18 protein-coding genes are annotated in these 12,457 nt (G+C 71.7%); 6 read left to right on the forward strand and 12 right to left on the reverse strand.

The window, feature by feature from the left end:
• Positions 1-127 precede the first annotated feature (127 nt).
• Positions 128-1,306, forward strand: coding sequence for a glycosyltransferase 87 family protein (locus FM051_RS38275; RefSeq protein WP_158852008.1), 1,179 nt, complete (start codon positions 128-130; stop codon positions 1,304-1,306).
• Here the strand turns inward: FM051_RS38275 and FM051_RS38280 are convergent.
• From FM051_RS38280 to FM051_RS38300, 5 genes are all read right to left on the reverse strand, one after another.
• Positions 1,290-2,159, reverse strand: a complete 870-nt coding sequence (locus FM051_RS38280; protein WP_158852009.1) for a hypothetical protein — start codon at positions 2,157-2,159, stop codon at positions 1,290-1,292. The two genes, FM051_RS38275 and FM051_RS38280, sit on opposite strands and share 17 nt — an antisense overlap.
• A 95-nt stretch (positions 2,160-2,254) precedes the next feature.
• Positions 2,255-2,395: a hypothetical protein gene (locus FM051_RS38285; RefSeq protein ID WP_158852010.1), complete on the reverse strand. Its 141-nt coding sequence runs from the start codon at positions 2,393-2,395 to the stop codon at positions 2,255-2,257.
• On the reverse strand, positions 2,388-2,690 hold the full coding sequence (locus FM051_RS38290; protein ID WP_158852011.1) for a type VII secretion target: 303 nt from the start codon (positions 2,688-2,690) through the stop codon (positions 2,388-2,390). Before FM051_RS38290 ends, FM051_RS38285 begins: the two co-directional genes overlap by 8 nt.
• A 21-nt stretch (positions 2,691-2,711) precedes the next feature.
• Positions 2,712-3,257, reverse strand: a complete 546-nt coding sequence (locus tag FM051_RS38295; RefSeq protein ID WP_158852012.1) for a YbaB/EbfC family nucleoid-associated protein — start codon at positions 3,255-3,257, stop codon at positions 2,712-2,714.
• 173 nt (positions 3,258-3,430) lie between these two features.
• Complete coding sequence (locus FM051_RS38300) at positions 3,431-3,805, reverse strand: FKBP-type peptidyl-prolyl cis-trans isomerase (protein WP_158852013.1); 375 nt, start codon at positions 3,803-3,805, stop codon at positions 3,431-3,433.
• Positions 3,806-3,962: 157 nt separating this feature from the next.
• On the opposite strand from FM051_RS38300, the gene FM051_RS38305 reads away from it, so the two are divergent.
• Complete coding sequence (locus tag FM051_RS38305) at positions 3,963-5,900, forward strand: beta-propeller domain-containing protein (RefSeq protein WP_158852014.1); 1,938 nt, start codon at positions 3,963-3,965, stop codon at positions 5,898-5,900.
• Here the strand turns inward: FM051_RS38305 and FM051_RS38310 are convergent.
• Positions 5,893-6,654, reverse strand: coding sequence for an EI24 domain-containing protein (locus FM051_RS38310; RefSeq protein ID WP_338019517.1), 762 nt, complete (start codon positions 6,652-6,654; stop codon positions 5,893-5,895). The genes FM051_RS38305 and FM051_RS38310 overlap by 8 nt on opposite strands.
• A 104-nt stretch (positions 6,655-6,758) precedes the next feature.
• On the opposite strand from FM051_RS38310, the gene FM051_RS38315 reads away from it, so the two are divergent.
• The 3 genes from FM051_RS38315 (at position 6,759) to FM051_RS38325 (ending at position 8,581) form a co-directional block, all read left to right on the forward strand.
• Complete coding sequence (locus FM051_RS38315; RefSeq protein ID WP_158852015.1) at positions 6,759-8,105, forward strand: helix-turn-helix domain-containing protein; 1,347 nt, start codon at positions 6,759-6,761, stop codon at positions 8,103-8,105.
• An 87-nt stretch (positions 8,106-8,192) separates the two neighbouring features.
• Positions 8,193-8,351: a hypothetical protein gene (locus FM051_RS38320; protein WP_158852016.1), complete on the forward strand. Its 159-nt coding sequence runs from the start codon at positions 8,193-8,195 to the stop codon at positions 8,349-8,351.
• On the forward strand, positions 8,348-8,581 hold the full coding sequence (locus FM051_RS38325) for a hypothetical protein (protein WP_162470780.1): 234 nt from the start codon (positions 8,348-8,350) through the stop codon (positions 8,579-8,581). Before FM051_RS38320 ends, FM051_RS38325 begins: the two co-directional genes overlap by 4 nt.
• A 95-nt stretch (positions 8,582-8,676) precedes the next feature.
• Here the strand turns inward: FM051_RS38325 and FM051_RS38330 are convergent, their stop codons facing one another.
• From FM051_RS38330 to FM051_RS38355, 6 genes are all read right to left on the reverse strand, one after another.
• Positions 8,677-9,117, reverse strand: a complete 441-nt coding sequence (locus FM051_RS38330) for an SRPBCC family protein (RefSeq protein WP_202919230.1) — start codon at positions 9,115-9,117, stop codon at positions 8,677-8,679.
• A 54-nt stretch (positions 9,118-9,171) separates the two neighbouring features.
• Entirely contained in the window at positions 9,172-9,354 is a 183-nt protein-coding gene (locus FM051_RS38335) for a hypothetical protein (protein WP_158852017.1), read from the reverse strand.
• A 32-nt stretch (positions 9,355-9,386) separates the two neighbouring features.
• A complete protein-coding gene (locus FM051_RS38340) occupies positions 9,387-10,019 on the reverse strand; it encodes a GNAT family N-acetyltransferase (RefSeq protein WP_158852018.1) in 633 nt (210 codons plus the stop codon).
• 1 nt (position 10,020) lies between these two features.
• Positions 10,021-10,461, reverse strand: coding sequence for a DUF309 domain-containing protein (locus FM051_RS38345; RefSeq protein ID WP_158852071.1), 441 nt, complete (start codon positions 10,459-10,461; stop codon positions 10,021-10,023).
• 75 nt (positions 10,462-10,536) lie between these two features.
• The gene (locus FM051_RS38350; protein ID WP_158852019.1) at positions 10,537-10,947 is read right to left on the reverse strand and encodes a VOC family protein; all 411 of its coding nucleotides are present in this window, start codon (positions 10,945-10,947) and stop codon (positions 10,537-10,539) included.
• 23 nt (positions 10,948-10,970) lie between these two features.
• Positions 10,971-11,378 (reverse strand): helix-turn-helix transcriptional regulator, encoded by a 408-nt coding sequence (locus FM051_RS38355; RefSeq protein WP_238412953.1) that lies wholly within the window; start codon positions 11,376-11,378, stop codon positions 10,971-10,973.
• 32 nt (positions 11,379-11,410) lie between these two features.
• Between FM051_RS38355 and FM051_RS38360 the strand changes: the two genes are divergently transcribed.
• Complete coding sequence (locus FM051_RS38360; protein WP_158852020.1) at positions 11,411-12,442, forward strand: DNA polymerase IV; 1,032 nt, start codon at positions 11,411-11,413, stop codon at positions 12,440-12,442.
• The last annotated feature ends 15 nt before the right edge of the window (positions 12,443-12,457 follow it).

Here is a 12,457-nt window from a genome sequence, read left to right on the forward strand (position 1 = left end):
AACCCTACGTAAACGAACGAGGTGGGGCACGGTGACCTGGACCTCATTCCGGCGCTCGGCACACGGTGTCCGGGCGTGGCCGGGCCGCCGGCTACGATGCCGCGGAAGCGCAACGTGGGGGTGTTCGGTGGCGGTGCCGGTTCGCACGGACAAGCGGGTCGTCGGCGTGTGGGCAGCGGTGATGGCCGTCGCGCTCGCCGTGGTCCTCATCCGATCGGGCACCGGCCTGATCGACCTGCGGGTCTACCGCGTGGGCGGCCGGGCGTGGCTCGAAGGCGTGCGCCTGTACGCCGAGGGCTTCCCGAAGCCGCTGGACGGGCCCGCGCTGCCGTTCACCTACCCGCCGATCGCCGCGGCCCTGTTCAGCCTGCTCGCGGTCGTGCCGTGGTCGGCGGCCGTGCTGGTGTGGACCGGTGTCGGCCTCGCGCTGCTCACCGTGGTCTGCCTGGCCACCGCGCAGCACGTGCACGGTCGCGGTGAACGCGCGGTGCTCGTCGGCCTCGCCGTCGCCGCCGGGTCGGTGGTGCTCGAACCGGTGCGGGAGACCCTCGACTTCGGCCAGATCAACCTGCTGCTGATGGGTTTGGTCGCGCTCGACTGCCTGCTGCCGAAGACGAAGTGGCCGCGCGGCCTGCTCATCGGTTTCGCCGCCGCGATCAAGCTGACGCCCGCGATCTTCGTGCTGTTCTTCCTGCCCCGGCGGCAGTGGAAGCCGGTGGTGACGGCGTTCGCGTCGTTCGTCGGCTTCGGCCTGGTCGGGTTCGCGGTCGCGCCGACCGACACCAAGCAGTACTGGTTCGAGGCGCTGCTCGACCCCGGTCGGGTGGGTGGCCTCGCCTATGTCGGCAACCAGTCGTTGCGCGGGACCCTGCACCGGCTCGGGTTCACCGGGTTCGCCGAGACCGTCACGTGGGGGCTGCTCAGCCTCGGCGTGGTGGCGCTGGTGTGGGTGGCCGTCGCGCGTGCCACCGTCGGCGGGGCCGACAACCAGACCGGAGCCGACAACCAGACCAAGGACGACCACGTGGCGGCGCTGCTCGCGGTCGCCGTGGGCGGGCTGCTCGTGTCGCCGGTGTCGTGGTCGCACCACTGGGTGTGGATCGTGCCCGGCCTGATCTACCTGGTGCACCGCTCCAAGCCGTGGGCCGGGGTGCTGGCGCTGCTGTTCCTGGTCGCGCCGATGTGGTACCTGCCGCACGAGAAGGACCTGGAGCTGCAGTGGAACTGGTGGCAGCACGTCGTCGGCAACGCCTACGTGTGGGTCGGCGTGGCCGTGCTGGTGCTGCTGGTCAGGCGCCGTCGGTGATCAACGCGACCGCCCGGTCGCGGGTCGCCTCGTCCACCTCGCCGAGCTGGAAACCGCGGGCCACGATGTGCTCCACCAGGTCCGGCTCCGGCGGGAGGCCGTGCTTGCGCAGGTAGTGCGGCACCGCGCCGGCCCAGATCCAGGCGCCGTCGGTGCGGAAGTTCAGCGGCACGTCCTGATCGCCCGGGACGAACTCGTCCACGTCCAGGTTGCGCGCGGCCAGCACGACCGGCGCGCCCTCCAGGTAGGTCAGCAGCGCTTCGGCCAGTTGGCGGTCGATGGCCTGCCGGTTGACCACCGGTCGGCCCGCCTCGTCACGGCCGTCGTACACGTGCGCGGTGCGCAGTTCGCCTTGCTGGGCGGGGTGGCCCGGCGCGGCGGTTTCCGGTTCGGCCGGCGGTGGCGTGGGCAGCGGCGGCAGGCCCAGCCGCTGGCGCAGCCACTCCGGGATCCGCTCGTCCTGGCGGGGGAACGTGCGCAGCTCGTCCTGGAAGCCGATCACCGGCGGCGCGTTGCGCCAGCGCGGCTCGTCCTCGGCGTTGAAGTCGACCGAGAACGCGGCCGGCGCCTCGATCTCGTACACCGCGCTCATCCACGTGCCGCGGTCCGCCTGGTACATCCCGGCGCGGAGCTGCCCGAACAGCTGCACCACGTCCATCGGCGGGCGCACCGGCCGCCACTGGCCGTCCGGCCCGGCGAACGCCAGGTCCACCTCGATGTGCCGACCCGCCGCCCGGTACTCCGCCCGGACCCGCTGCCAGCCCGGCGGCAGTGCGGGGAGCATGGCGCGGCCGATCTGCTTGACGAGCTGGTTCTGCTCCTGCTCGGTCAGCGGTGTGGCTGGCTGGCTCATGCGTCGAACACCCCTTCGGCTCCCCCCGCGGCACCTGCGCGCTGATCTTAACGGCCGGGACACGCGAGTGTGGTCCGGTTGGGTGAGCCGGGACGTCAGCCCAACCCGCCACGGCTCAAGCCGTTCGTCCGGAACGCGGGCTTCTCACCGAGCAGGCGCAGGACCTCCCGCAACGAATCCGGCACCGCCGCCACGTTCTCCGCCGCCACCAGGGGTTTTCCGGAGCTGTCAGTCACCAGACCGGAAACTGTCCTGAATGGCCTCTTCCATCTCCCGGTACTGGTTCACGGTGTCCTTCACGGCCTTGCCGGCCGCCTCCATCGCCTCCACCGCACCCTGGAGCGCGTCCAGCCCGAACTGTTCGACCGGGTCGAGCATCATCCGGAACGGCTGGCAGATGATGCCGTACGCGTCGGTCGGCATGCTCACGGTCTTCGCCGCGTCCACCGCGCCCTGCAACCGCGCGCTCAAGTCGTCGAGCTGCTTGTTGTGCGCGTCGAGCGTTTCGGAGACGATCTCGAAACCGGCCATGCGATCCCCCTGGAAGGCTGGTTAGGAAAGGAAGGACTGTCCGCCGAAGTCGTCGTCCTCGTCCGGCCTGCGCGCGGGCCTGCGAGGTGGTGGCGGGGTGGGAGTGGACGGCGGAGCGGGACGCGAGGCAGGCGGCGTGTCGTCGTCCTCGATGCCGAACCGGATCTCACGGGCGACCGGCGGCGGCTCTTCTTCGTGCGGCGGGGCGGGGAAGTTGCGCTTCGCCTCGTTGAACAGGACGTTGGCCGTCTCGTCCTGGGTGCCGATGGTCTCCGCCATGGCCTGCTGGAGCAGTTCCGGGATGCGCGACTGCGCGCGCTGCAACGTCCGCATCACCTCGGCCGACACCTCGACCATCCGCTTGTCCCGCGCGGACTCGGCGATCTCCAGGTTGGTCAGGATGCCGTTCGAGCCGATGGTGAGCCGCACCGATCCGTCGCGCGACGCCTCGGAGATGGTCATGCCCTGCACGCGGCCGGCCATCTCCTGGTAGCGCTGGGCCTTCTGCTCGATGCTCTGCTGCCACTGGCCGAGCATCCGCTCGGACGCGCCGATGTCCTCGGGCACGGCGGCTCCCCCTCGAGATGACGGCGGTAACGCCGGTGGTTGGTCCCTCCAGGATGACGCAATGGTGAACGGCCCGGTTCCGACCGCCGGCCAAATGCTCCGAACGGAGCAGAGGTCGGAACCGGACCACCACCACGCCGCCGTCCGCGCGGAACAGCGGCAACCCGATACCGCTACTTCACGGCGAGCAGGTCCACCACGAAGATCAGCGTCTCACCGGGCTTGATGACGCCGCCCGCGCCGCGGTCGCCGTAACCCAGGTGGGGCGGGATGACCAGCTTCCGCCGGCCGCCGACCTTCATCCCCGCGACACCGCGGTCCCAGCCGGCGATGACCCGCCCGCCGCCCAACGGGAAGCTGAACGCCTCGCCGCGGTCCCAGGAGGCGTCGAACTGCTCGCCGGTCGAGTGCGACACACCGACGTAGTGCACGTGCACGAGCTGACCGGGGGCCGCCTCGGGGCCCTCGCCGACGGTGATGTCCTCGATCACCAGGTCGGCGGGCGGGGCGCCCTCGTACGGCTCGACCTCGGGCTTGCTCGGGGCCATTTGTCTCTCCTGTGGTCGCTCCACCCCGGACGAGGGGTGCTGGGCAATCGGTCCTGGCCTACTCAATCACGTCGCCGTCGGTGCGGCCGATCGGCCTACACCCGGACCGCGACCCGGTGCGCGCAACCCTTTACCCGCTTCGTCCCGTCCTGGTGGCATGAGGCGATGGTCCTGGGGTACGCGGGTGGCGCTGTTCGGTGGTGCCGCCCTGGTGGTGGGGGTGAGCGCGGCCTCAGCCGTGCCCACCGCGGAGGAGGACTGGCGGGTCGTGCCGCCGATCGAGGCGGTGCCCGTCGACCTGGTGGCGTTCGACACGTGCGACACCGCGCTGACCGAGCTGCGGAACGCGATCACGCCCCACGTCGGCGTGTACGGGCTGGGCGGCGCCGGCTACGCCACCACCGCGGAAGGCCAGGCCCAGGCCGACACCCGGGCGGGCACGCCGCCGGCCGCGAAGGAGTCGGCCGCCGTGCCCGAGCACTCGAAGACGAACGCGCACGAGGCGGGCGTGGACGAGCCGGACCTGGTGAAGACCGACGGCAAGCGGGTCGTGTCGGTCGCCGACGGCAAGCTCCGCGTGCTGGACGTCGCCACCCGCGCGCTCACCGGCACGCTGGACGTGCCCGCCGGCCACGCCTCCCAACTGCTGCTGCACGAGGACCGCGCACTGATCATCGGCGGCGGACCGGGCGTGGCGGGACAACGGATCGCGGTCGACGGCCCGTACGAGGTGTACTCCGAGGACGCATCGGTGACGTTGGTCGACCTGACCGGCGCACCCCGCATCCTCGGCACCCTCACCGTGGACGGCCGGTACGTGGACGCCCGGCAGGTCGACGGCGTGGTGCGCGTGGTCCTGCACTCGGGACCGAGGCTGCCGTGGGTGTACCCGATGGACGGTCGCACCGAGGCGGAATCCCTGATCGCGAACCGGGAACTCGTCGCCACCGCGCCGATCCAGTCGTGGCTGCCGCAGTACGAGCTGACCGCCGCCGACGGCTCCCGCTCCGAGGGCACGCTGGTGGCGTGCGACCGGGTCAGCCACCCCGAGGAGCACTCGGCGACGTCGATGCTGTCCGTGCTGACGTTCGACTTCCCCGGCGACCTCGGCACCGGCGACGCGGTGACGGTCATGGCCGACGGCGACACCGTCTACGGCACCGGCGCTTCGCTGTACGTGGCCGACGACCACCACCTGCGGCCGATGACGCGCACCGCGCCGAACGCGCCGCAGACCACCGCGATCCACCAGTTCGACATCTCCCAGCCGGGACCGCCGAAGCACGTGGCGTCCGGCCGGGTCGCGGGCACGTTGCTCAACCAGTACTCGCTGTCCGAGCACGACGGGCACCTGCGGGTGGCGACGACGTCCGCGGACGCGCCGGGCATCCCCGAGCAGGCGCCCGCGACGCAGAGCGCGGTCACCGTGCTGAAGCGGGACGGCGCGCAGCTGAAGGAGGTCGGCAAGGTCGACGGCCTCGGCCTGGGCGAGCGGATCTACAGCGTCCGGTTCGTCGGCCCGGTCGGGTACGTGGTGACGTTCCGGCAGGTCGACCCGCTCTACACGCTGGACCTGTCCGACCCGGCCGAGCCGCGCAAGGTCGGCGAGCTGAAGATCACCGGGTTCTCGGCGTACCTGCACCCCGCAGGTGACGGGAAGCTGATCGGCGTCGGCCAGGAGGCCACCGACCAGGGCCGGACCACGGGCACGCAGGTGTCGCTGTTCGACGTGTCGAACCCGGCCGCGCCGACCAAGGTCGCGGGCCACCACCTGCCGGGCGCGAACTCGGAGGTCGAGTACGACCCGCACGCGTTCCTGCACTGGCCGGCCCGCGACCTGGTGGTGCTGCCGGTGCTGACCATGCCGACGGCCGAGAAGCCGGTGACGCCGGTGGCCAGTGGCCTGCTGGTGCTGCGGCTCGGTGACGGCGCGTTCTCCGCGCTGGGCACCGTCCGGCACGAGTCGTCGACCTACGACCCCGGCATCCGCCGGGCGCTGGTCATCGGCGACGACCTGTGGACGGTGTCCGCGGCGGGTGTCCAGGTCAGCCGGATCGACGGGCTGGCGCAGCAGGCGTGGGTGCCGTTCACCTGATCTGCTTGTGGAGCAGGCGGTGCGCGAGGACCGTGCCGCCTGCCATCGCCGCCGGCAGCACCACCAGTGCGGCCAACGGGATCAGGCACAGCAGGTAGGTCGGCACGGCGAAGCCGAGCGTGACGGCACGCCGCTCGCGCAACGTCCGCCTGCGCACGTCGAGCTTCAGACCGCGCCGGGTGAACGGGATGCCGGTCAGCTCGATGCCGAGCAGCGTCGCGTTGACGCACACCGCGATCACCGGCACCACGGTCTGCCCCACGACCGGGATGAACCCGGCCGCGAACAACGGGATGGCGCACAGGATCGCCAGACCCACCAGCAGCACGGCGTCCCGCACGCCGACCGCGGCGGACTTCAGCCAGGTCACCCGCTCCGCCTCGGGCACGCCGCCGAGGTGCGTGTCCTCGACGGTTTCCGCGATGTGCTCGTAGAACGGACCGCCGATGATCAGCGTGATCGCGGTGAACAGCAGCAGTCCGATCGCGACGAACGCGCCGATGATCGAGAACCCGGCGGCGAACCGGGTGGCCGTGCGCAGCCCCTCGTTCCAGTCGTCGGCGAACGGCGTGACCCAGGCGGCGATCTCGTCGATCCAGACCGCCAACCCGACCACGCCGCCGGTCAGCAGCACGGTCGTGATCAACGCCGGGATCGCGCCGACCAGCAGCAGTTTCGGCGACCGGAACACCAGCCCGAAACCCTGGCCGAGCAGTCCGACACCGGTCGAGAAGTCCCGCAGCACCCTGATCACCGGCGGAGCATATCGGCGCGGCGGGCGGCGAGACCCCGTAACGGCGGTCGCGCCCCCCTGGGAAGCGGTGCCAGGATGCTGGGTCTCTCGTGAAGGGGATGCGCATGGCACTCGATCGCACCGGCCTGACCGCGGGACAGCCCTCCGTGGTGGTCCCGGAGGCGCCGTTGCCGCCGTTACCGCGGTCGTTGTGGGAGAGCCGCGAAGTGCGGGAAGCGGTCGCCAACGACTCGCCGGGCACGGTCGTGGCGGTGGCACGGCGGGCGCACGGGCTCCGCCAGGACGAACTCGGCACCCTCGCGGGCTTCTCCCAATCGGCCATCTCGCGGCTGGAGTCGGGCAGCAACATCGCCTACGACCTGCGCGTGCTGCGGCCGTTGCAACGCCTGCTCGGCATCCCGGCCCACCTGCTCGGGCTGGCCGACCACTCGTTGCCGGTCGGCGCGGACGCCCTCGACCGCCTCGTGCCCGGCTTCGCCGGCGTGGCGGACGGCACGGTCGGCGTCGACCACAACGCGTTGATGACGCTCGCCGCCGGCGCCGTGTTCGGTGGCGCGACCGGTGGCGCGACCGGTGGCGCGTTGGAGGAGGACGCGTTGCACAAGCTGCTCGTGCTGCGGCGCATCATCGACGACGCGCACAACTGGCGCGGCCCCGGCGCGCTCATGCCCACCGCGCGCGGCATGTACGACTTCGTCGACCTGCTGCGCCGCTCGGCGAGTGGCGAGCCGCGCCGCGACCTGCTCGGCATCACCGCCATGTTCGCCGAGTTCTACGGCTGGCTGCACCAGGGGACCGGCGACCCCGGCGGCGCGCTGCGGTGGACGACCCGCGCGCTGGAGCAGGGCCAGGCCGCGGACAACCGGGACGTGGTCGCGTACTCCTACGTGCGGATGTCCCAGCTCGCCGAGGCCGACGGCGATGCCGACCGGATGATCGGCCTGGCCCGCGCGGCCCGCCGCGAGCGCGGTGTGGGGCCGATGGTGCGGGCCAAGGCGTTACGCCAGGAGGCGCGGGGCCTGGCCCTGACGGGCGACGAGGTGGGCTGCATGCGGCGCCTGGACGAGGCGAGCGCCGAGTTCGAGCGCAGCGAACCGGGCGGCGCCGACGAGTACTGGCTCGGCTACTGCAACACCGCCGAGCACTTCCGGATGGAACGCGCGGCGAGCTGGCTGACGCTGGGCAAGCCCGGTCGGGCGATCGAGATCTACGAGGACATACAGGAACGCGTGTGGCGGCGCCTGTCGCGGTGGGAGCAGGGGGTGCACATGGCCAAGTTCGCCTACGCGCACGCCGTGGCCGGCGAACCCGAGCACGCCTCGTCACTGGCCTACGACGCCCTGGAGACCGCCCGCGCCACCGGGTCCGCGCAGGTGCTGCGCGAGCTGGGCAGGCTCGGCTCGTGGGAGGGCGCGCGGGACGTCGCGGAACTGGCCCGCTCGGCTCGTTGAAACGATCCGTATGCGAGTTGCGGGTACGGCGGCCTCGGATCCGCATCCACCCTGCGCTACCGGCCGGTTACCCAGCACGATGACGGGGTGATCGAAGCGGAACCCACGCAGTCGCCACCGTCGGACGCGGCCGATGACCGCCGCGTCGACGCGCGGCAGCACTGCGGGCCGTACCGGTTGGACTTCTACGCGACGCCCGATGCCGTGGTGTGCGTCGTGACGGATGACGAACTGGTGGCCTCGTGAACGCCTCGCAACGCTTCGAGGACCCGGTCCTGCTCGTGCGCAGACGGGGCGACCTCGTGGGCGAGTGGGACCGGAGCTGCCACCTGGCGCCGTTGCCCGACGGCACCCTGTCGACCCTGCTGACCCTGTGCGGCGAGCGGATCGAGGTGGGCGCGGTGGAACTGCTGCCCCAGCCCGACGGCATGCCGTGCGTGGCGTGCCTGCTGTCCGTGCCGCCGCAGCGCGGCTGACACCCGCGGTTTCGGCCGAATTGTCAGACCCCGCCGGCAGAATAAAAGCAAGGGATCCCCCTGGCGGGGACCCTCGCGAAGCATGACCCGGCCGATCAGCCGACGTGGCGGGCCAGGTCCTTGAGGTCCTTGCGGATCCGCGCCCGCACGAACCGCGTCATGAGCGGCCCGAACAGCCGGTTGTAGTACCGGCCCGTGTCGCCGCGGATGCGGATGGAGGCCGACGTCCCGTCGGCGAACGCCGGGTCGAACCGGTAGGTGACGTTCATCGGGAACGGCCCGGCGACCGACCTCATCTCCAGCGACGTGGGCGGCTCGTGCGCCACCACCCGCAGCACGTAGTCGATCTTCTTGCCGAGGAAGTGCGCGGTGCGCGTCACCTCCGCGCCCACGCCGAACCCGCCGCCGGGCGCGGGTGAGCTCAGCTCGGCCCGCTTGATGCCCTGCGTCCACTCGTGGTCGTGCCGCCAGTCCATGGCGTACTTCGCCACGACCTCGGGTGGCCGGGGGATGTACCGGCTCTCGGTCACGTCCACCGGCAAATTGTCCACCCGGGACCCCGCCCGCACCCGGCGGACGGGGTCGGCCGGTCAGCGGCGGCGGCGGAAGCTGAACGCGCGTGCGCCGACGCCGACACCGGCCAGGTGCAGCGCCACGCAGAGCAAGCCCGCCATGAGCAGCGTCCCGCCGTCGAGGACGGTGCCGAGCGAGGCGTTCGCCAGGTCGAGCAGGAGTGCGAGGCCGAAGATGACCGCGGCGATGATCGCTAACACGGGAGCCTCCAGGGTAGGTGGTTACCCACCAGTTACCCCGTCGCGGACCCGCCCAAGCAGGCGTTCGGCCCAACTTCGAGCCCCAGGTAGGTCAACGGCTCCGCGTTCGGCACGTCGATCTCGTGGAAGCCGAGCCGGTCGTAGAACGCACGGGCCGCCGTGTTCACCGACAGCATCCCCAGGTGCACGGCCGGCACGCCCTGGTACGCCAGCGCGCCGAGGAACGCCGTCATCAACGCCCGCCCGTGCCCGGACCGCTGGTACTCCGGCAGCAGGTCGATGTGCAGGTGCGCCGGGTAGTCCGCCAGCGCGGGCACGACCATCCGGCGCGGGTTGTGCAGCAGCCACACCATGTGCTCGGTGGGCGTGGACGGTTCGGTGACCGGCGGGTACCGGTCGGACACCTTCGGCAGCCACTCCGACTCGAACCGCGACACGAACGACGGCGTGTCCGCGGTCCCGACGACGTACCCGACCGCGCGTTCCCCGTTGTCCGCCACGAACGCCAGCGACGGCTCCATGTCGGTGTACGGCCACGCGAAGATCGTCGGCATCAGCTCCAGGTCGGGGTAGACGTGCCGGGAGTCGCCGCCCGCGTCCGCGGTGCGCACGCAGATGTCGCCGACCGCGTCCCGGTCCGATTCCCGGTAAGGCCTGATCCGCACTTCACGAACCCCCGGTGAGTCGCGGCACGCCGGTGCCCTCCGCGGCCCAGGCCACCAGGGCCGCCACGTCCACCCCGTGCGGCGGGTTGTCGATGTACGGCGAGATGTTCTTCGCACCGCGGCTCAGCAGCGCCGAAGCGCCGGACGGGTTGCCGCGCGCGGCGTGGGTCAGCCCCACGGCCAGTTGCGCCAGCCCGCGCCACAGCTCCCGCTCGGGCTCGGGCGCCGCCTTCCACGCGTCCTCCAGCACCTCGTGCGCGTGGAACGGGCGGCCGAGGTCCAGCAGGCGCTGGGCCTCGGTCAACGCCTCCTCCGGTGTGCGCGGCACGCCCTCCGGCTGGCGCTCCACGCCGGTCAGCCCGTAGGGCAGTGGCCGGCCGAGCCCGTCGCGCGGTCGTGCGTTGCGGGCCCGGCCCTGCTCGTCGCGGTCGCGGGGGCTGATCGGCACCTCTTGATCGTGTCACGAACCCGGCCGCCGCGAAACGGCCCGATCCGGTGTGGAGCGCCGCCGGACCGGTCAGCCCTTGATCGGCCCGGAGAACCGCAGGGCGTTGCCGGACGGGTCGCGGAACCCGCAGTCGCGCACCCCGTACGGCTGGTCGATCGGCTCCTGCATGACCTCGGCGCCGGACGCGCGCACCTTCTCGAACACCGCGTCGCAGTCGTCGACGTAGAAGATCAGGCCGAACAACGAGCCCTTGGCCAGCAGTTCCTTCACCACCTCCACGTCCTGCGCGGGCCGCCCCATGGCCGGGTCCTCCAGGACGATCTCCACTTCCGGCTGGTCGGCGGGGCCGACGGTGAGCCAGCGGAAGGCGTCGAACGGCATGTCGTTGCGCTTTTCGAGGCCGAGCACGTCGCGGTAGAAGACGAGGGCCTCCTCCTGGTCGTGGACCGGGAGGAACGTGTGCGTGAGTTTGATGTTCATGCCGCCGAACCTATGCGGGCCGGTCAGGACCGTGCTTCTCGAAATCTGACCGGTCGGGTGGCGACTTTGGCGTAGCACGCGGGCACGACGGCGGTGGCCTCGTGGCAGCGGGCCCGGTAGGCGCTCGGCGTCTCGCCGACCAGCTCGGTGAACCGCGAGCTGAACGAGCCGAGCGAGGTGCAGCCGACCTCCATGCAGACCTCGGTCACGGTGAGGTCGCCCCGCCGCAGCAGGGCCTTCGCCCGCTCGATGCGCCTGGTCATCAGGTAGTTGTACGGCGTCTCGCCGTAGGCCAGCTTGAACTGGCGGGCGAAGTGCCCGGCCGACATGAGCGCGGTGCGCGCCATGGCCGGCACGTCCAGGGGCCGGGCGTACTCGCGGTCCATCAGATCGCGTGCCCGGCGCAGGTGGGCGAGTTCTCCCGGTCGCACGGGGACAGCATCGCACGGCGATACTGGCGGACGTGTCCGAACAGGACTGGGTCCTGCACGTCGACCTCGACCAGTTCATCGCGGCGGTCGAGGTCGCGCGCCGACCCGAGCTGCGCGGCAGGCCCGTGGTCGTCGGAGGAACAGGCGACCCGACGCAACGCGCCGTGGTGGCCACCGCGTCCTACGAGGCGAGGGAGTTCGGCGTCCACTCCGGGATGCCGTTGCGGCTGGCCAAGAGGAAGTGCCCGGACGCGGTGTTCCTGCCCTCCGACGCGCCCGCCTACGAGGATGTGTCCGCGCACGTGATGGACGTGCTGCGAGAACTGCCCGTGGTGGTCGAAGTGCTCGGCTGGGACGAGGCGTTCCTGGGCGCTCGCACCGACGACCCGGAGGCGTTGGCGGACACCGTGCGGCGTGCGGTCAAGGCGGAGACCGGGTTGGAGAGCTCGGTCGGCGTCGGCGACAACAAGCTGCGCGCGAAGCTCGCCACCGGGTTCGCCAAGCCCGCCGGCGTCTACCGGCTGACCAGGGACAACTGGGTCGAGGTGATGGCCGGACGGCCGGTCACCGCGCTGTGGGGCATCGGGAGCCGCACGGCGGACAAGCTCGCTTCGTTGGACATCCGCACCGTCGAGGAGTTGGTCCGTGCGGACCCGCAGGTGTTGGCGGCGCGGTTCGGCCCGGCGATGGGGCCGCACTTCCGGCAACTCGCCTTGGGCGCGGGCGACACACAAGTCACCGCCACGCCGTGGGTGGCGAAATCGCGCAGCCGGGAGACGACGTTCCAGCACGACCTGACCGACCGGGAGGAGATCCTCGCCCGGGTGCGGCTGCTCGCGCAGCGTGTGGTGGAGGACGTGCGCGCGGAAGGGCGGCCCGCCGTCCGGGTCGTGGTGAAGATCCGGTTCGTGCCGTTCTTCACCTGCACGCGGGGCGTGGCGCTGGAGGAGCCGACGACGGAAGCGGAGCCGATCGAGGCCGCGGCCGTGGCCGCGCTGGCAAGGTTCGACGACACTCGCGCCGTGCGCCTGTTGGGCGTGCGCGCGGAGTTCATCGGGGAATGACACGCCTGCTGGACG

Source organism: Saccharothrix deserti (assembly GCF_009769385.1).
GTDB classification, from domain to species: domain Bacteria; phylum Actinomycetota; class Actinomycetes; order Mycobacteriales; family Pseudonocardiaceae; genus Actinosynnema; species Actinosynnema deserti.

Coding starts and splice junctions, on each gene's coding strand:
- FM051_RS38280 (WP_158852009.1), bottom strand. CDS start 2,159: ATGAGCCAGCCAGCCACACCGCTGACCGAGCAGGAGCAGAACCAGCTC.
- FM051_RS38290 (WP_158852011.1), bottom strand. CDS start 2,690: ATGGCCGGTTTCGAGATCGTCTCCGAAACGCTCGACGCGCACAACAAG.
- FM051_RS38300 (WP_158852013.1), bottom strand. CDS start 3,805: ATGGCCCCGAGCAAGCCCGAGGTCGAGCCGTACGAGGGCGCCCCGCCC.
- FM051_RS38305 (WP_158852014.1), top strand. CDS start 3,963: ATGAGGCGATGGTCCTGGGGTACGCGGGTGGCGCTGTTCGGTGGTGCC.
- FM051_RS38315 (WP_158852015.1), top strand. CDS start 6,759: ATGGCACTCGATCGCACCGGCCTGACCGCGGGACAGCCCTCCGTGGTG.
- FM051_RS38350 (WP_158852019.1), bottom strand. CDS start 10,947: ATGAACATCAAACTCACGCACACGTTCCTCCCGGTCCACGACCAGGAG.